The following is a 16,654-nucleotide window of genomic DNA, read 5'->3' on the forward strand; positions in this document are numbered from 1 at the left end:
AATTCTCCCGATGGTAGCACCTGATTTTAACCTTACCCTGCGATATGGATCACCATGTTTCTTGGTGTCCGCACCCTTCGTCGATTGAACGACCTGAGCAGCCCTCAAGACCTGAAGGCGCTGTGGAGGCGGTATATTATTGCCTTGGCGCTGATCTTCGGCCTGCTGATGACCAGCCATATTGTTTCCCGCGAGGCGCTTCATCAGGGCGCGCAGGATGCGTCCACTATCAATATGAGCGGTCGCCAGCGGATGTTGCTGCAGCGAATTGCTCACATTGCGGACGATTATTCCGAAACGCAGGACCTGGAAGACCGGAACCAGCTTCAGACCAATGCGCGCCTGTTTGAAGAATCGCATGCGAAGCTCATCTCCCGCAGTCAGTCTGCGAAACTCGCGCATGATCTTTACACGGGGGGAAGCGAACCGCTCAACCAACAGATTCAAGCCATGCTCTTGCATGTCGATCGCCTGCTGGATGAGCCGGAAAATGGGGCGGGTCACGCAAAAGCGGTCCAGCAGATGGCCGATGGCGTTCTGGCGCGGCGGCTGAATGATGCTGTCAGCACCTGGGAAACTGTTTCTGATCGCCGGAGAGCCACTTTGACTCAGATTCAGGATCTCTCCCTGATGGCCGGAGTCCTGATGCTGTTCGCGGAAATCCTGCTGATCTTCTGGCCGTCTCACCAGACCATTTCCCGCGCCTTCGAAAGACTGCAGGCGGAAAGCGACACATCGGAACAAACCCTGGACCGGTTGTCGAACTTTGCCTCTGTTGCCGCGGATCTCTTCTGGGAAACCGATGCTGCCGGGCATATGATTTATGCGGAAGGCAGCTTCCTGGAGCGGATGAAGGGCGGCCGGGAAACCATTGTCGGATGCGACTATCGCGATATCATCCAGTATTCTGGGGAAAACCTGGAAATCCTTCGCGCGGCATTGAAATCATTCGGCGCCTACAAGGACATCATTGGAACGTTCACGGATGTTGATGGTCAGACCTACAAGATGTCCATGTCCGGAAAGCCTCACTATGATGACCGGGGACGGATCATTGGCTATATCGGCACGGCGACGGATGTGACCGAAAAGCAGACCCGGCAGGAAGAAACCGAATTGCTTGCCTCGACCGATCCGTTGACGGGCCTGGCGAATGTGCGGAAATTCCGCGCGGCCATGGACAAGATCCTGGAAGAGGCCACGAGCCGGAACCCGGTTCATGTGCTGGCGCTGGATCTCGACGGCTTCAAGGCGGTAAACGATACATATGGTCATGGCGCGGGCGACGAGGTTCTCAAAGCCGTTGCCGCGCGGATGCAGTCCACTTTGCGCGAAAGCGATTGGTGCGCGCGCATTGGGGGCGATGAATTCTTCGTCGTCTGCCACACAGCGCCGTCCAGATTGGCGGCGGAGGGCCTGGCGATGCGGCTGAACCGTCAGTTGGCGGAGCCTTACAGCCTGTCCAGCGGCCATCGCGTGCGGGTCAGCGCCTCTATCGGAATTGCCGCCGCGCCGTTCGACTGCATGAGCACCGAACCGCTGCTGAAGGCCGCCGACATGGCGCTGTACGAATCCAAGGGGCGCGGGCGCAACCAGTATTGCTTCTATGAAGACCTTGGCCCCTTTGTGGTGGACGAGCAGGCGTTCGCCTGACCCCCTTCCCCGCGAACGCCAGCACGAATGGCCGGACACGCAGGGCGCGCGCCGGCAAGACGATCTCCTTATCAGACGAATATCAGGGCGAGCTGTCCCAGCCATCCAGCGCGGCATGGATCTGTGAGGGCAAGAGCGTCGCCAGCGCGCCAAGCTCTGGCGAGAGGCGATAGGCGCTGTCCGCCGGGCCGATCATGGGCCGCGGCTCCCCCGCCGATTTCAGCCGGTAGAGATGCCGCGCCAGGCGTTTCACATGCCCGTCCGGATCCTTGAACACCCGCCGCAAGGCGGCAATCCGCTGGACCAGCCGCGCCGGGCTGACCGGGCCGCCGGGGCGCAGGCGCGCCTGAAGCGTGTCAGGGAATTGTGCGTCCGTGCCAAAGGCCCGTTTCGGGGGCAAGAGCGACAGCCGCCGCATGGTGACGCGCGGAAACTCGGCCAGCTCCACCCCGTCGGGCAGGGCGGACGCGGCCGCTGGCCGGGGCGCGGCATCCGCTTTCGGGGCGGGCACATAGGCTAGGCGCAGAGCCATGAGGAACAGGATGCGGCGGACAAGGCTTTCCACCTGGCGCAGGCGCCCGGAAATCCGCTGCGCCACCCCCCGCCCGATGCGCGCCGGCTCGAGATGCAAATTCCCCAGAGCCGACGCCCCCAGCACCGCCAAAGCCGCCTGCTCCAGCCCCCGTTTGAGAATGTCCGCCTGTGCGTCCATGCGGGAAGTATGGGGGTGGCGGGTATCAGACGGATTGGGGGGCATTCGATACGCCCGCCGCGCCAGGCAGCGCGTGAGCTTTTTCGGCCCGAGCTGCAAATCCGTCATCGCGATGACGTCCGAAATGGCAAACCGCACCTCATGCAGGCCGGCTTCGACAAAGGGGTGTCCCAGGCTTATGCGGGAAGTTATGCGCCGGATATTGTTGCCAATCGTTGAGAGAGTTCCCACCTACTTTAACTACGAATGGGCGAGGCCGATATGAGTACGCAGTTTGACGACCCACAGGCGCGAAAAGATTTCAGAAAGTCGTTGATGGGGCTTGGATATGAAGAGGTTAAATATCGCCTAGCTGCAAAGAAATACGGTGCGGAGAAAGCCGCACTCGTAGAAATTTGGCTTGATGACTTCGCGAACGGTCGGCTTGTTGCAGAAGAACTCGCAGATTTATCCGAGCGGATCAGTGCATTGAGATCCAAATTTGTGAAAGGAGACAACCTTACCGGCATGTTTCTGCGTACCGATGACTCGGCCAAGTTTGAAAGACTGTTTGTTGAAGCGTCTGAGTTACTCCGAGAAAATTTCGGTCCCGATAGCGGATATTACAGATCACTCGAAACAAGTTACTCGAATGGAACTGGAGGCTGGTTAGGAGGCCCTTCATTTGCATGCGTAACAGAAATCAGCGAAATACTTATGGGCGCATCTGAACGAATTGCTCGAAGAAAAGCACCCAAAGCAACAGTGGATTCCTCTAGCAAAACGGAAACTACATATATCAGTCCAAAGCGGATTGATGAATTGAAGCAGCTAAACTCTGAAACTATAGATTTCGCAAAGCTAATTCGTCTTTGTGAAGAACTTAACTCCGCGTACTCTTCGGATTGCTTCTTCTCAGTTGCAATGATAGCGCGCTCAATAATTGATCACGTTCCTGCAGCTTTTGGAAAAAACACCTTCAACGATGTGACCAACCACCACGGATCACGATCGTTCAAGAAGTCCATGGAACACTTGCACGTGTCTCTTCGAAACATTGCAGATTCGTACTTGCATGAAGGGATGCGAAAAAAAGAAGCCCTTCCGAACGCAAATCAAGTCGATGTCCGTAGAGAATTGGACGTACTTCTAGCAGAATTGGTCCGGCTTAACTGAATCTGTTCCCAGACTACGCCACAACAAGCGCGTTTGCAGCAACAAAAACTCCTGCAGGAAATGTGAACCCAGATATCACAGCAGATACTACGGCAGTGATACGTACCGCATTTGATCTGAAACGTTCCCTATCTGCTTTTTTTTCCATCTCTCTTGAAATTTCTGAACTTCCTGTTTGGTTGAAGTAGATGAACTCAGCATCGTAAGTGGAACTCAATGTAGCGAGTGCCTGTGCAAAGTAAGCGCCGAATGCTGCGGTCAAAGCGAAAAACAGTCCGCCGCCAAACAGAAAGAATGCGGACTGCAATCCAGACAACGTTGCTTTTTCATAACCTGCGTTTCCAACGAAGGTGAGAAGAGCAATTAGTGCACCTCCGTGAACAAGAAATAGACTTCTTATCCCTCCAGATGCGAAGTTAATGGTTGCGCCGGTGCTTACGCGCGCATCTTCATACAGATGCGACATTCGGATCGTGTGAAGCTTGTGTTAATAGTCGTCGTTGCTTGAGGTCATACCAATTCTCCAAAGAAGTCGAAGATGCATCGAAGTCGAACAATGCAAATCAATGCTCGTGGCTTTCTTGCAAAGGGGCCCAAAGTGAAACCGGAATCAAGTTTCATGTGATTGCCATTCCCTTCGCAGCCCCCTAAATGCTCCTTATGAGCAAAAAGCTGAAAATTCTGGTCGCGCAGTTGAACCCGGTGGTGGGGGATATTGGGGGCAATCTGGAGCTGGCGCGGGGCGCGCTGGCCGAGGGGAAAGCGGCGGGCGCCGATCTGGTCGTGCTGTCGGAATTGTTCATCCTGGGCTATCCGGCCGAGGATCTGGTGCTGAAGCCCGCCGCGGTGGAGGATTCCATGCAGGCGGTGCGCGATCTGGCCGCTGAGACGGATGGCGCGCCGGACATCATCATCGGGTCGCCCTGGGCGGAAGATGGCAAGCGCTACAATTCCGCCGTCTGGCTGTCTGGCGGGGCCATCAAGGGCCGATATGACAAGCGCGAACTGCCCAATTATGGCGTGTTCGACGAAAAGCGCATCTTCGATGCCGGCGACGAAAACCTGCCCGTGTTCGAGTTTCATGGCGTGAAGATCGGCGTCGCGATCTGTGAGGACATCTGGTATCCGCGCGTGCCCAGCCTGTTGCATGATGCGGGGGCGGAGATGCTGATCGTGCCGAATGGCTCACCCTGGCGGCGGACCGTGCAGGTAGAGCGGCACACAACGTTTTCGGCCTGGCGCAAGACGGGCGTGCCGTATTTGTTCGTCAACCAGGTAGGCGGGCAGGACGAGCTGGTCTTTGACGGCAGCTCCTATGCCGTGGACCATGACGGGACGGAGCACCAATTGCTGGGCGATTTCGTGACCGGCACGGCGCTGGTGGAATATGATCCGGCCACGCACCGCTTCGCCAGCGAGGCGAAGGCGGAGCTGACCGAGGGCTGGCATGCCGAATACCGCGCGGCGGTGATTGCGCTGGGCGATTATGTCAACAAGAACCGCTTTCCCGGCGTCGTGCTGGGCATGTCCGGCGGGATCGACTCGGCCCTGACGGCGGCGATTGCGGTGGACGCGCTGGGGCCGGAACGGGTCTGGTGTGTGATGATGCCGTCGAAATATACGTCCTCGGACAGTCTGGAAGACGCCAAGGCCTGCGCAGAGGCGCTGGGCGTGACATATGACAGCATCAATATTGCCCCCGGCGTCGGCGCGCTGGACGAGATGCTGGGCGAACAGTTTGCCGGCACCCAGCCGGACACGACGGAAGAGAACATCCAGTCCCGCCTGCGCGCGGTGACGCTGATGGCGCTGTCGAACAAGTTCGGCCATATGGTGGTAACCACGGGCAACAAGTCTGAAATGGCGGTGGGCTATGCCACGCTCTATGGCGACATGTGCGGCGGCTACAATGCGCTGAAGGATTTCTACAAGACCGAAGTGTTCGAGCTGGCCAAGTGGCGCAACACGACGGTGCCACGCGGGGCGCTGGGCCCCGGCGGCGAAGTGATCCCGGAGCGGATCATCACCAAGCCGCCAAGCGCCGAACTGCGCGAAGACCAGCGCGATGATGACTCCCTGCCCCCTTATGACGTGCTGGATGACATTCTGCGCGGCCTGGTGGACGCGGAAGAGCCGATCGAGGCCATCCTCGCCCGCGGGCATGACCGGGCCGTGGTGAAACGGATCGAGCATCTGCTCTACATCGCGGAGTACAAGCGCCGTCAGGCCCCGCCCGGCGTGAAGGTCGGCGGCAAGAATTTCGGCCGCGACAGGCGCTATCCGATCACGAACCGGTTCCGGGATGACTAGGTTTCTCATCGGGAATTTCCGCTGGCTGCTGGCCGGGTTCCTGATGACGATGGGGTCTGCCTTCGGGCAAACCTATTTTGTGTCGCTCTCCAATTCTGCGCTGATCGAGCGGTTCGGCTTCAGCCACGGCTCACTGGGCCTTGTCTATGCGCTGGCCACCACGTCCAGCGCGCTGATCCTGCTGGAATTCGGCAAGATCGTGGACCGCGTGCGGGCGCGCACGGCGGCGATGATTACCGTTGCCGGACTGTCGCTGGCCTGCCTCGTCATGGCGGGGGTGCAGGGCCCGGTCATGCTGTTTGCGGCCTATTTGCTGCTGCGCCTGTTCGGCCAGGGCATGATGGGCCATGTGGCGATGACGGCGACCGGGCGGTGGTTTGAAGCGCGGCGCGGCATGGCGGTCAGCATTGTGTCTCTGGGCCATGCGGCGGGCATTGCCATCGTTCCGGCGGCGGCGGTGGCGCTGATCGCCCTGACCGGCGACCGGCTGGCCTGGACCCTGTCAGCCGCCGCGCTGGCGCTTGGCCTTGGCCCGGTGCTGTGGGGCCTGCTGGCGAAGGACCGCATGCCGGAAGGCCAGGCAACAGATCTGACAGAGACAGAAAGTACGCGCCCTGCCCCGGCCAAACAAAGCTGGCGGCGACGGGAGGTCCTGCGCGCGCCGGTTTTCTGGGTGTTGATCCTGTGCGCGGTGAACCCGGCGGCCATGATGACAGCGCTGTTCTTCCATCAATTGCACCTGACCGATGTGAAGGGGTGGAGCGCAGGCCTGTTCGCTGCCACCTTTACCGCCTTTGCGCTGGCCCGGATCGTTGCCAGCCTGTTTGCAGGCGGACTGATCGACAGGTTCAGCGCCCGCGCCATGATGGCCGTCTATCAGCTGCCGATGGCCGCGGGCCTCGCGCTGCTCTGGCCGGTGGACGCTGTGTGGGTGGTTCCCGTGGCAATGGTGCTGATCGGGCTGACCGCAGGAACGGATTCCGCCCTTGCCGGCACGCTGATGCCGGAATTGTTCGGACTTCGATATCTGGGAGAGGTTCGCGCGCTGACCTTCGCCGCCATCGTGCTCGCCTCCGCGCTTTCCCCTTTGGTAACAGGATACCTGATTGACGCCGGTATCGCGTTTTCGGTCCAGCTGGCAGGCATGGCCGCGATCTCCGTCAGCGCAAGCATCATCCTGCTGGCCCTGCGAGGTCGGCTGAATGCCATCGCGATGGACGTTTACTCCAGAACGCCGGGCTCCAGCCCCTCATAGGCAAGGCGGTTGGCCTCGGCCTCGGCGCGAACCTGCTCAACGTCTTCAGGCGCAATGTCCCATGACTCGCCGTAGGCCAGCATGGGCGATGGCACCACCCCGTCGAGCTCTATCATCGCCGCATAGAGCAGCCAGGGCTGGCTGCCATCTGCGCAGGTGACACGCACCCACTGGTCTTCGACCGTGGGCATTGAACCGATATCGCTGACATCGCGCAACTCGGCCTCGTTGATCCCGTACTCGACGCCTTCAAACGACAAGACGGTGAACCCCTCGCCCAGATAGCGCAGGAAAGTCAGCTGGTCGCCCGCAGTCAGTTCAAGCTTGCGAATTTCACCATCGGAAATGTATTCCACACTGGCATTCTGGTTGAGCGTTACCGGGAATGTCTTGGTCGCGACGAAGAAGCGAAGGTCGTCGCCCTCCACGCGCTCAGTGTTCCAGAGCTGGTAATTGGCGAATTGCGGCAGAGTGCAGCTGGCATCAGCCTCGCGATCGCCATTCGGTACGGTCCAGGCGGGCGCGCTGATACCTGCATCCAGAACGGCAAATCCGGCTGGATACTCCCCCGGCCAGCCTGCACTGACATACCAGGTGGAATCGTATCCTGACAGCGTCTGGTAATCGACATCATCGGCCGGCAGCGGCGCAGGCTCTTCTTCCAGCGCGCTGCTCAGTTCTGATGATTCCGACGGCGCAGTTGCGGCGACAGGCGCCTCTGCTGGCGCGGCCTCACGCTCCTGCCCGCAGGCCGCAAGCAGGCCCGCTGCGATAAGAATACAGCCCAGTCTCATCTAGCTCTCCTCGACGGCGACTCAGTTGCCCCTCGCACAATAGCACGCACATTAGCAAGAATGTGGCATCCCTCCCTTGGCTTTTTGCGCAATTTGATGTCGAAAGCACGCTTCAAAACAGGTTTTTTCCATGACTGCACCGATTGTTCGCTTTGCACCCTCCCCCACTGGCCGCTTGCACGTTGGCAATGTGCGCACGGCGCTGATCAACTGGCTGTTCGCCAAGGGGCAGCAGGGAAAGTTCATTCTGCGCATTGATGACACCGATACAGAACGCTCGACACAGGAATATGAGGACGGCATCCGCACCGACCTTGCCTGGCTGGGCCTGACTTGGGACGACAGCTTCAGCCAGTCTGACCGGTTCGCCGAATATGACGCCGCCGCAGACAAGTTGCGCGAGATGGGCCTGCTCTATCCCTGCTACGAGACGGCAGACGAACTGGACCGCAAGCGCAAGATCGCGCTGTCGCGTGGACGCCCACCCGTCTATGACCGCGCGGCTCTGGCTCTGAGCGATGATGACAAGGCAAAGCTGGAAGCCGAGGGCCGCAGCCCCCACTGGCGGTTCAAACTCTCCGGCGAGCGGATCGAGTGGAATGATCTGGTGCGCGGCCCGCAAAGCATCGACACATCCAGCCTGTCTGACCCGATCCTGATCCGCGAAGATGGCTCCTATCTCTATACGCTGCCCTCGGTCGTCGATGATATCGAGGCGAAGATTACCCATGTCGTCCGCGGCGAAGACCATGTAACGAATTCCGGCGCTCAGATCGAGATCGTCAAGGCGCTGGGCGGCACGGCGCCAGACATGGCGCACACCCCCCTCCTCATTGGCGCGGATGGCCAGGGCCTGTCGAAGCGTCTCGGCTCCCTTTCAATGGGGGAACTGCGCGCGCAAGGCTATGAGCCGATGGCCGTCTGCTCTCTGCTGGCCAAGATCGGCACGTCCGACAATGTCGAAGCGCGCGAAAGCCTGGAGCAGCTGGTCGCAGAATTCGATTTCGGCAAGATTGGTCGCGCACCCGCCCGCTTCGACGAAGCAGAGCTGTTGTCGCTGAACGCGGCGATTCTGCATGGCCTGCCGTTTGAGGCTGTGAAAGACCGCCTCGCCGCGGTGGACCCACGCGCGGCGGACGAAACCTTCTGGAGCGTGGTGCGCGAGAATTGCTCTCTTCTGCCCGAAGTGACGGGCTGGGTGGAGACTGTGTTCGGCGACGTGACCTCACTGGTCGATGCGGAAGACAAGGACTTCATTGCGACCGCCGCGAAACTGTTGCCCGAAGGCGAATTGACGGGCGACAGCTGGAGCGCGTGGGCCAACGCCGTAAAAGCCGAAACCGGCCGCAAGGGTCGCGGCCTGTTCATGCCGCTGCGCAAGGCGCTGACCGGCCAGGAACACGGCCCAGACATGAGCGCGTTGTTGCCGTTAATCGGACGGGAGCGTGCATTGGTACGGCTGCAGAGCTAGTCACTTTCCATAGCGAACCCAACGTGAACAAAGCGAATAGCGGGAGACTTTCAACACGAGAGTCCTGATTCCATTCTGATTTTGAAATTTTAGAACAAAATCGGAACTTTTTCCTTTCCAAAAAGTGAATATTCTGCTTATGTTCTCACATCGCCGGTCAGGCGGAGAACAGGTTCAGCACACAGTTTGATAAGGGGTTTCGGCATGTCGGGTTTGGTGATCAAGGGATGTGAGTACGATCCAGTCGAGTCGCGCGATGTCGTTTATGGCGACGGGTTCCGGATGGATCTGGAACAGGCGATTGCCCTGGTATCGACTGGCGTCGAATTCCGCGCCGCAGACCGCGACGGTTCGGCTGTCCCGGTGTCTATCGCCCGTAATGAGTATGACGAACTGATCCTGAAGACCGAGCCGACCGCCTATGCGGCCAACCCGCTCGGCGAGATCAGCGCCCCGCCCATCGTCCACCGCCGCTATCGCGCAGAAGCGCAAGCCCCGGTCCGCATTCATTCCGGTTACGCTGTCGCGGCCTAGTCACGCAGCGGCCCCTACCCTTTACATGTTCCCTGCCTGTCGCGCCTCCACACCACTCTCCGGGCGCGCGGGTCTGGTCCGATTTCACCCATCGGACAGGGGGCAGCACACCAGCATGTGAAGGGTGGGGGTTACTCCGCCTCCAGATGAACCAGTACGTCATCTTCCGCGACCTGGTCTCCGGCAGCGGCCTCAACTGACGCGACCACCCCGTCGCGCGGTGCGGGCAGTGTGTGCTCCATCTTCATGGCTTCCATTACGGCTACAGGGTCACCCTTGGCCACCGTGTCGCCCGCCTTTACCTGAATAGACAAGAGCTTTCCGGGCATGGGCGCGCTGACGGAATCTCCGCCAAGTACCGCCTCGACGTCTGCATCATAATCCGGCACCTCAACCAGCACCGTGTCGCCACCTGTCGTCACAGCATACCGGCGCGGCGACAGATCTGTTACGAAAGGCAGCGGTGTTTCAGCCGCCACATCATGGTCCACCGGGTCGAACCAGTCCGCATCCGTACCGACGGCCACAGCCGCCTTGCGGACGGGCGCTGCATTTGACCGAAAACCGTCGCGAATATCCCAGGGCATACCTGCGCCAGCATCATCAAGCTGAATATCACTGACCGCCAGCACTGAGGCGTGCTGATGCTCCGATGGCGAATGAGTCAGAGCGTCTCCCTGCTCGGCAATCCAGTTCACGTGATGTGTACCGTCCCGGAACGCATCAGACTGAGCGCAGCGGCGCAGGAAGCCGGTATTTGCCGGTACGCCGGACAATTGTGTATGGGTCAGCGTCTCCACCAACAGGTCCACCGCCTCATCACGGTCTCCACCCGACACGATCAGCTTGGCGATCATGGAGTCATAGTTCGACGGCACACGGTCACCGGTCTCAAACCCGGCATCCCAACGAATGGTCTCGCCATCAATCGGCTGCAGCAATCCAAATTCCAGGATCAAACCTGCACCCGGACGGAAACCGTCAGCCGGGTCTTCCGCGCAGACACGCGCCTCTATGGCGTGGCCAATCAAAGGGATCTGATCCTGTGCCAGAGGAAGTGGCTGACCGGACGCGACACGCAACTGCCATTCGACGAGATCTTGCCCCGTAATGCATTCCGTCACCGGATGCTCGACCTGAAGGCGGGTGTTCATTTCCAGGAACCAGAACGTATCTACCGCCAGCGGTTTCGATCCATCCACGATGAACTCCACGGTACCGGCTCCCTGATAGCCGACCGCCTTGGCCAGCTTGACCGCTGCATCCGTCATCGCCGCGCGTACGTCTTCCGGCATGCCCGGTGCGGGCGCTTCTTCGATGACTTTCTGGCGGCGGCGCTGAAGCGAGCAATCGCGCTCATAGAGGTGGACGACATTGCCCTGTGCATCGCCGAACACCTGTACCTCGATGTGGCGCGGCTGCTGGACCAGTTTCTCCAGCATCACCCGGCCATCACCAAAGGCGCTTTCCGCCTCGCGCACCGCGCTTTCCAGTTCGGCTTTCAATTGGCCCGGCTCGCTGACAAGGCGGATCCCGCGACCGCCGCCGCCCGCCACGGCCTTGATAAGCAATGGAAACCCGATGTTTTGGGCAGCCTCGGCGAGCGTTTCCAGATCCTGCCCCTCCCCGCGATACCCGGGCAGCACGGGAACACCTGCTTCTTCGGCAATACGCTTTGCCTCATCCTTTGGCCCCATGGACCGGATCGCCTTGGCCGACGGCCCGACCCAGATCAGGCCTGCGTTCTCCACCGCTTCCGCAAAATCAGCATTCTCGGACAGGAAACCATAGCCGGGATGAATCGCATCCGCGCCTGTGGCCTTGGCTGCGGCAAGGATAGCCTCCCCATTCAGGTAGCTTTCTGTGGCCGGAGCAGGTCCGATATGAACAGACTCGTCCGATTCGCGAACATGTTTTGCGCGGGCATCGGCGTCGGAATAAACGGCCACGGTTTGTATGCCGAGGTCCCGGCAAGTGGCCATGATGCGACAGGCGATTTCGCCGCGATTGGCAATCAGGAGCTTTTTCAACATGGGAGAAGCAAGACCCGATTTTGTCGACAAAGACAAGCATCAGGGCTCTGCTATGGAAGGTCAAACTGTATGAAATACCCGGCCCTTATGCTGTCAGCACTGCTGGTGATACTGCCCGCAAACGCAGAATTTCTGGATGTCGACCCGGTGATGAATGCGTTCGCCCAACAATGCGGTGAGGCGCTTCCGGGAATGGAGCCTGCCTGCGGCTGTATCACGGCAAATGTCAGAAACTGGGTGAGCCGCACAGATGCTGGCGACCAGCAGGTTCGTCTTTGGATGCTGATGAGCGACGCCTTGCGAGGAAACGTGCCAGACGACCAGATCTATGAGCGCGCCTCAGTCGCCGGAGTTAGCCGAGAGGCCTTGAGCGCGGCGGAGATCAAGTATTTTGACGTGGTCGACGATCTTTTCATGGCCTGCGCGTCCCAGATGACAGCGAGCGCTGACTAGCCTGCCCGCTGCGATGGACGCACGCCACCAGAACAAAACTGATGATCATCAGCAAATACCATGCACCGAGCTTGGATAGGGAAACCGGATGCCAGCCTTCAGTCTGGCCGGGATAGGCCCAGGCGCGGGTGAATGTGCCAATATTCTCCGCAAACCAGATGAACAATGCCACCAATATGAAGCCGATTACGAGCGGCATCGGCCTATGCGCTTCATCGGCGCGAAACCAGACCACGCAAGGGCCGTAAACCATCGCCGTGGCCGCAAACAGTCCGATTCGGATATCCGGCAGCCAGTGATGCGCGAAGAAGTTCACATAGATGGCTGTGGCAAGGGCAGCCTGAATCCAGAGTGGCGGGAATCGGTCGAACCTGAACTCGAACAGTCGCCAGACTCGCGCGAGATATGAGCCGACTGCTGCATACATGAAACCCGTGAAAAGCGGCACGCCCGCGATGCGCAGCAAGCTGTCTTCAGGATAGATCCAGCTGCCATGCGCCGTCTTGAACAATTCCATCACCGTTCCGACGATGTGGAAGACGAGGATGACGTTGGCCTCCTCCCAGGTCTCCAGCCCAGTCCAGAGCATGCCGACCTGGATCACGATCGCCCCTAGAACAAGGAAATCATACCGACTGAGTATCGCCGTTTCAGGATACCAAAGAAAGGTGGCCAGGAGCAGGCCCAGCATGAGACCGCCAAACAGGCAGGCCCACCCCTGCTTGATGCCAAAGGCGACGAATTCGAACACAGCCTGTGACACGGGCCCGCGCACATATCGCGCATGCAGCGCCGCACGCGCATCATGAAGACGAATTTGCAAACGAGTCGAATTGGGGGGCGGCATGGTCATCCACATGTCTATCCGGTCCAAACACGGCGCAAACGAGGTGCAAGCCCGGCCACGAGGGGGCGATTGCCCGTCCAAATTCCGCCTTTGACAGCCCGGCGAGCTATCGTAAGGGTTAACGCAGGTAAACCACGGGAGTATCTTATGGCCTATGCTTCAGGGATCAGGATCAGCAGTGTTGCGGGCATAATCGGCGCAGGTGTCGGCGGTTACATCGGCTTCACTCAGGCCGCAGATGTCAGCAATCTCAGCCCCGTGGCAGGCTCACTGATCCTTGGTGCCATTGGCTTTGTCGCCGGCAGCGCAGGCGCCTTCATCCTGAAATCCCTGATGCAGTTCGTGATCTATATCATCCTGTTCGGAATTGTGGCCTACGTCTTCCAGAATCAGATTGAGGCAATGACCGGGATCAACCCGGTCGACGCAACGATTCACGTGTTGAGAGACTGGGGCCTCCCCGTCTGAGGAGAGCCTACTTCCCCCAGCTAGGCGGACGCTTGTCCAGGAAGGCGGCGATACCTTCCTTGCCCTCTTCTGATGCACGGCGAGCCGCGATCCGCTTTGACGTATCGTGGCTGAGGTCCTTGTCGATGAACACACCCGACACGTCCCGCACCAGCGCCTTGCTGTCGGCAACAGCGCCCGGCGCAGCGGCAAAGACCAGATCTGCGAGGTGCTCCTCCATCGCCGTCATGTCTGCTTCGGTTTCGACGACATACTGCACGAGCCCGAGCCGCTCGGCATAGTCGGCATCGAACGTTTCCGCCGTGGTGAATAGTGCTTTCGCCCAGCGTGGACCAATCGCTTCAATAACGTAGGGACTGATCGTGGCAGGGGTCAGGCCGAGACGCACCTCTGAAAACCGGAACTTCGTACCCTTCATGGCGACAGCCACGTCACACGCCGCCACAAGGCCCGCGCCGCCGCCCATCGCGGCCCCCTGGACCAACGCCAATGTCATCTGCGGCATCTCGTAAAGCGCCCGTAGCATCTCGGCCAAATTCATGGCATCGCGTTCGTTATCGTCGCGCGTGTGCGTTGCCGCCAGCTTCATCCAATTCAGGTCTGCGCCAGCGGAAAAGCTCTTTCCCGCCCCGCGCAGGATCATCATCCGGATCGTTCGCTGGTCTGCAATCGTGTGAAAGGCATCTGTCAGCTCCGCAATCAGCTCCGCGTTGAATGCGTTGTGCACATCCGGGCGGTTCAGTGTAACGACGGCGAGGCCCTCCTGCGTCGCTTCAAGCGTGATGAGATCGTATTCGGAATCGCGCATGGGATCATTCCTGTTCAGTGTATTCTGCCACCTTGCGGTAGTGGCTGGACGGGCGCAAGGCGGGCCGTTCGACAAGATGCCACAGCGCATAGCTGGCGGCGATCACCAGCGCGGCGGAGAGCATGAATCCGGCCGCATATCCCAACGAGGCGAACACACCGAGCGCCACCAAAGCCTGTAGTATGGGAAAATGCGTGATGTAGACGCCATAGCTGATGTCGCCAAAACGAGCCGCATTCAAGGCCGGGCCCGGCAGGAAAGCGATGCAAGCTATCAAGCCCGTCAGCCCCGCCGCGCGCAGCGGCTCCAACCAGGGATGCGCGAATGAAAGCGCGGTCACGAGGAATCCCACCAATCCGAACCAAAGCGGCTTCGCCTTTGCGGTACCCCACATCTGCCAAAGCGCAATACCACTGGCAAAGAAGGCCATCTGGCCTGGCAACTGACGCGCAAGCATGGGCGCATCGGGATGATCCAGCATGACCGGCACAAGCTGGCGCCACGCCTCTCCCGCCGCATAAATTCCGATCAGAAACAGCCATTTTGCCCGTCCGAACAATCTGAGCAGCCAACCTATGACCGGAAGGCAGATATAAAACATCACCTCGATCTTCAGCGTCCAAAGCGCACCGTTCACTTCCGTGAAGCGGTTGCCTTCAAACACGCCCGGCAAGTCCGGCGACAGGAAATTCAGGAAAACCAGATTGGCCGCGATGTACTCGCCGACGCCTCGAACGTCTCCGCCCATCAGCAAACAGATGATTGCTGGGATCAAGACAACGACCAGATAGGCCGGATACAGCCTTCGCACCCGCTTTCCCGCATAGTCCGCAAGACCTTGGGATCGCACCAGAGATCCCGCCACCAAAGCGCCGGACACGATGAAGAAGCCTTGAATGGCGATTTCTGCGAGCTGGCCCCATCCTGCCTCCAACCCACTCATTGGCGCGAGCGATGACAAAACGATGGCGTGGTAGACAAAAACCGTCGAGGCGAGCGCCAGACGGATGAGATCAAACCTGTTCGCCGTGGACGAGTGCGCTTCAGACATCGCGCGTGTTTACCGTATCGGCCTCAAATGAAAAGGGGTCCGCAGGACCGGCGGACCCCTTCAGCACCTGCCTGACGGCTTCCCTACCGAGCGGGTTGGGGCGCCGTCATGACAGCGCTGTCTTCGGACCGTCCCCGCCAGGCAGCAAGGGCGTCTGCCAGTTCTTCTTCGGACACGGTACCATTCGAGTTCAGGTCAAGCTTGGTGAACCGGGCCTTCGCCTCTGCCTCGCTGGCCGCGCCTGCGTTGGCATGATGGCTCACAAACTCGTCCTCACTGATCAGGCCGTCATCATCCAGATCCAACTGCGAGAAGTCGGGCATTTCGCCCGCGTGGCCCATCAGGGCCGTCATCATGGCGGCTGTCACGAGAAAGCTGCTGCGTCTGATCATATTCGAACTCCTTCTCACTTCAGGTGTCGCAGGGGACCGCGACAGAGACGAAGGTACGCGAAATGGCTGGTAATGATGCGTGAAAAGACGTTCACGACGAAGATGTAATGAAAGCGATCAAACGGCTTCGCCACCGATCTCCTTCATGAAAGTCATCCAGGATTCGATCTTCGACTCTGTCAGCGCGCCCACACTGCCAATGATGGTGTGATGCATCGGCTTGAAGCCGGACAGGCCAAGCACACCGCGCTCCAGAGCTTTAAGAGCGCCGGCATCCATTCCGAAACGGTACATCAAATCCGGCATGCCCATTGTGATGATGATCCTCGCAGACTTGCCCTTCATCATGCGCTCGGGCCACTCATGGTCAGACTGGCCTGGCTTCAGAAAGAAGCCCGCACGCGCTGCCTGTTCCAGAAACGCCTTCAGCCGGGCCGGCATGCCGCCCATCCAGAGCGGAAAGGCGATGACGAGATGGTCCGCAACGCCGATCTGCTCCCGCAAACTCAGAATGGGCTCAGGCGGAGGTGTATCGAACTCGTCCTGAGAGTTCAGGAAGGGCACGTCCATACCGCCAACGTTGATGCGCGACACTTGATGCCCCTCCTCCACCGCACCGGTTTCGTATGCATTGCAAAGCGCATGGATAAGATGGTCCGGATTTGCATCCGGATGGCCGTCAATGATGCAGATTCTCTTGGACACGGGTCAGCCTCCT

The 16,654-nt window shown here is 59.5% G+C and carries 17 protein-coding genes; 8 read left to right on the forward strand and 9 right to left on the reverse strand.

The window, feature by feature from the left end; translation table 11 throughout:
• The first annotated feature begins 54 nt into the window (after positions 1 to 54).
• Positions 55 to 1,653: a diguanylate cyclase gene (locus HF931_RS00930; protein WP_273241502.1), complete on the forward strand. Its 1,599-nt coding sequence runs from the start codon at positions 55 to 57 to the stop codon at positions 1,651 to 1,653.
• Between the two features lie 82 nt (positions 1,654 to 1,735).
• Here the strand turns inward: HF931_RS00930 and HF931_RS00935 are convergent, their stop codons facing one another.
• The gene (locus HF931_RS00935; protein ID WP_273241504.1) at positions 1,736 to 2,596 is read right to left on the reverse strand and encodes a hypothetical protein; all 861 of its coding nucleotides are present in this window, start codon (positions 2,594 to 2,596) and stop codon (positions 1,736 to 1,738) included.
• A gap of 30 nt (positions 2,597 to 2,626) precedes the next feature.
• On the opposite strand from HF931_RS00935, the gene HF931_RS00940 reads away from it, so the two are divergent.
• Positions 2,627 to 3,520 carry a hypothetical protein gene (locus HF931_RS00940; protein WP_273241506.1) on the forward strand — a complete coding sequence of 298 codons (894 nt, stop codon included), beginning with the start codon at positions 2,627 to 2,629 and terminating at the stop codon, positions 3,518 to 3,520.
• Between the two features lie 13 nt (positions 3,521 to 3,533).
• On the opposite strand, the gene HF931_RS00945 is transcribed toward HF931_RS00940, so the two are convergent.
• Positions 3,534 to 3,986, reverse strand: a complete 453-nt coding sequence (locus HF931_RS00945; protein ID WP_273241508.1) for a hypothetical protein — start codon at positions 3,984 to 3,986, stop codon at positions 3,534 to 3,536.
• A gap of 194 nt (positions 3,987 to 4,180) precedes the next feature.
• On the opposite strand from HF931_RS00945, the gene HF931_RS00950 reads away from it, so the two are divergent.
• Both HF931_RS00950 and HF931_RS00955 read left to right on the forward strand, forming a co-directional pair.
• Complete coding sequence (locus HF931_RS00950) at positions 4,181 to 5,830, forward strand: NAD+ synthase (protein ID WP_273241509.1); 1,650 nt, start codon at positions 4,181 to 4,183, stop codon at positions 5,828 to 5,830.
• On the forward strand, positions 5,823 to 7,085 hold the full coding sequence (locus HF931_RS00955; RefSeq protein ID WP_273241510.1) for an MFS transporter: 1,263 nt from the start codon (positions 5,823 to 5,825) through the stop codon (positions 7,083 to 7,085). The genes HF931_RS00950 and HF931_RS00955 overlap by 8 nt, the downstream gene beginning before the upstream one ends.
• Here HF931_RS00955 and HF931_RS00960 read toward each other — a convergent pair.
• Entirely contained in the window at positions 7,052 to 7,879 is an 828-nt protein-coding gene (locus tag HF931_RS00960) for a hypothetical protein (protein WP_273241512.1), read from the reverse strand. The genes HF931_RS00955 and HF931_RS00960 overlap by 34 nt on opposite strands.
• A 130-nt stretch (positions 7,880 to 8,009) precedes the next feature.
• Here HF931_RS00960 and gltX point away from each other — a divergent pair, with 130 nt between their 5' ends.
• Positions 8,010 to 9,350 (forward strand): glutamate--tRNA ligase, encoded by a 1,341-nt coding sequence (gene gltX, locus HF931_RS00965; protein ID WP_273241514.1) that lies wholly within the window; start codon positions 8,010 to 8,012, stop codon positions 9,348 to 9,350.
• 204 nt (positions 9,351 to 9,554) lie between these two features.
• Complete coding sequence (locus HF931_RS00970; protein ID WP_273241515.1) at positions 9,555 to 9,884, forward strand: hypothetical protein; 330 nt, start codon at positions 9,555 to 9,557, stop codon at positions 9,882 to 9,884.
• Between the two features lie 131 nt (positions 9,885 to 10,015).
• Here the strand turns inward: HF931_RS00970 and HF931_RS00975 are convergent, their stop codons facing one another.
• A complete protein-coding gene (locus HF931_RS00975; protein WP_273241516.1) occupies positions 10,016 to 11,917 on the reverse strand; it encodes an acetyl/propionyl/methylcrotonyl-CoA carboxylase subunit alpha in 1,902 nt (633 codons plus the stop codon).
• 69 nt (positions 11,918 to 11,986) lie between these two features.
• On the opposite strand from HF931_RS00975, the gene HF931_RS00980 reads away from it, so the two are divergent.
• A complete protein-coding gene (locus HF931_RS00980; protein WP_273241517.1) occupies positions 11,987 to 12,370 on the forward strand; it encodes a hypothetical protein in 384 nt (127 codons plus the stop codon).
• On the opposite strand, the gene HF931_RS00985 is transcribed toward HF931_RS00980, so the two are convergent.
• Positions 12,330 to 13,223 carry a DUF817 domain-containing protein gene (locus tag HF931_RS00985; RefSeq protein WP_273241518.1) on the reverse strand — a complete coding sequence of 298 codons (894 nt, stop codon included), beginning with the start codon at positions 13,221 to 13,223 and terminating at the stop codon, positions 12,330 to 12,332. The genes HF931_RS00980 and HF931_RS00985 overlap by 41 nt on opposite strands.
• A 141-nt stretch (positions 13,224 to 13,364) precedes the next feature.
• Here HF931_RS00985 and HF931_RS00990 point away from each other — a divergent pair, with 141 nt between their 5' ends.
• Entirely contained in the window at positions 13,365 to 13,685 is a 321-nt protein-coding gene (locus tag HF931_RS00990; protein ID WP_035550757.1) for a hypothetical protein, read from the forward strand.
• 7 nt (positions 13,686 to 13,692) lie between these two features.
• Here the strand turns inward: HF931_RS00990 and HF931_RS00995 are convergent, their stop codons facing one another.
• The 4 genes from HF931_RS00995 to HF931_RS01010 all read right to left on the reverse strand — a co-directional run bounded on the left by HF931_RS00995 (position 13,693) and on the right by HF931_RS01010 (position 16,641).
• Positions 13,693 to 14,493, reverse strand: a complete 801-nt coding sequence (locus tag HF931_RS00995; RefSeq protein ID WP_273014762.1) for an enoyl-CoA hydratase-related protein — start codon at positions 14,491 to 14,493, stop codon at positions 13,693 to 13,695.
• Positions 14,494 to 14,497: 4 nt separating this feature from the next.
• Positions 14,498 to 15,544, reverse strand: a complete 1,047-nt coding sequence (locus tag HF931_RS01000; protein ID WP_273241520.1) for an acyltransferase family protein — start codon at positions 15,542 to 15,544, stop codon at positions 14,498 to 14,500.
• A gap of 83 nt (positions 15,545 to 15,627) precedes the next feature.
• Positions 15,628 to 15,936 (reverse strand): EF-hand domain-containing protein, encoded by a 309-nt coding sequence (locus tag HF931_RS01005; RefSeq protein ID WP_272981658.1) that lies wholly within the window; start codon positions 15,934 to 15,936, stop codon positions 15,628 to 15,630.
• Positions 15,937 to 16,053: 117 nt separating this feature from the next.
• Entirely contained in the window at positions 16,054 to 16,641 is a 588-nt protein-coding gene (locus tag HF931_RS01010) for an NAD(P)H-dependent oxidoreductase (protein ID WP_273241521.1), read from the reverse strand.
• Positions 16,642 to 16,654 lie beyond the last annotated feature (13 nt).

It is taken from the genome of Hyphomonas atlantica corrig. (assembly GCF_017795365.1).
GTDB lineage: Bacteria > Pseudomonadota > Alphaproteobacteria > Caulobacterales > Hyphomonadaceae > Hyphomonas > Hyphomonas atlantica.

Coding starts and splice junctions, on each gene's coding strand:
- HF931_RS00970 (WP_273241515.1), top strand. CDS start 9,555: ATGTCGGGTTTGGTGATCAAGGGATGTGAGTACGATCCAGTCGAGTCG.
- HF931_RS00955 (WP_273241510.1), top strand. CDS start 5,823: ATGACTAGGTTTCTCATCGGGAATTTCCGCTGGCTGCTGGCCGGGTTC.
- HF931_RS00975 (WP_273241516.1), bottom strand. CDS start 11,917: ATGTTGAAAAAGCTCCTGATTGCCAATCGCGGCGAAATCGCCTGTCGC.
- HF931_RS00940 (WP_273241506.1), top strand. CDS start 2,627: ATGAGTACGCAGTTTGACGACCCACAGGCGCGAAAAGATTTCAGAAAG.
- HF931_RS00945 (WP_273241508.1), bottom strand. CDS start 3,986: ATGTCGCATCTGTATGAAGATGCGCGCGTAAGCACCGGCGCAACCATT.
- HF931_RS00950 (WP_273241509.1), top strand. CDS start 4,181: ATGAGCAAAAAGCTGAAAATTCTGGTCGCGCAGTTGAACCCGGTGGTG.
- HF931_RS00990 (WP_035550757.1), top strand. CDS start 13,365: ATGGCCTATGCTTCAGGGATCAGGATCAGCAGTGTTGCGGGCATAATC.
- gltX (WP_273241514.1), top strand. CDS start 8,010: ATGACTGCACCGATTGTTCGCTTTGCACCCTCCCCCACTGGCCGCTTG.
- HF931_RS00930 (WP_273241502.1), top strand. CDS start 55: ATGTTTCTTGGTGTCCGCACCCTTCGTCGATTGAACGACCTGAGCAGC.
- HF931_RS00995 (WP_273014762.1), bottom strand. CDS start 14,493: ATGCGCGATTCCGAATACGATCTCATCACGCTTGAAGCGACGCAGGAG.
- HF931_RS00960 (WP_273241512.1), bottom strand. CDS start 7,879: ATGAGACTGGGCTGTATTCTTATCGCAGCGGGCCTGCTTGCGGCCTGC.
- HF931_RS00985 (WP_273241518.1), bottom strand. CDS start 13,223: ATGACCATGCCGCCCCCCAATTCGACTCGTTTGCAAATTCGTCTTCAT.
- HF931_RS00980 (WP_273241517.1), top strand. CDS start 11,987: ATGAAATACCCGGCCCTTATGCTGTCAGCACTGCTGGTGATACTGCCC.
- HF931_RS01005 (WP_272981658.1), bottom strand. CDS start 15,936: ATGATCAGACGCAGCAGCTTTCTCGTGACAGCCGCCATGATGACGGCC.
- HF931_RS01000 (WP_273241520.1), bottom strand. CDS start 15,544: ATGTCTGAAGCGCACTCGTCCACGGCGAACAGGTTTGATCTCATCCGT.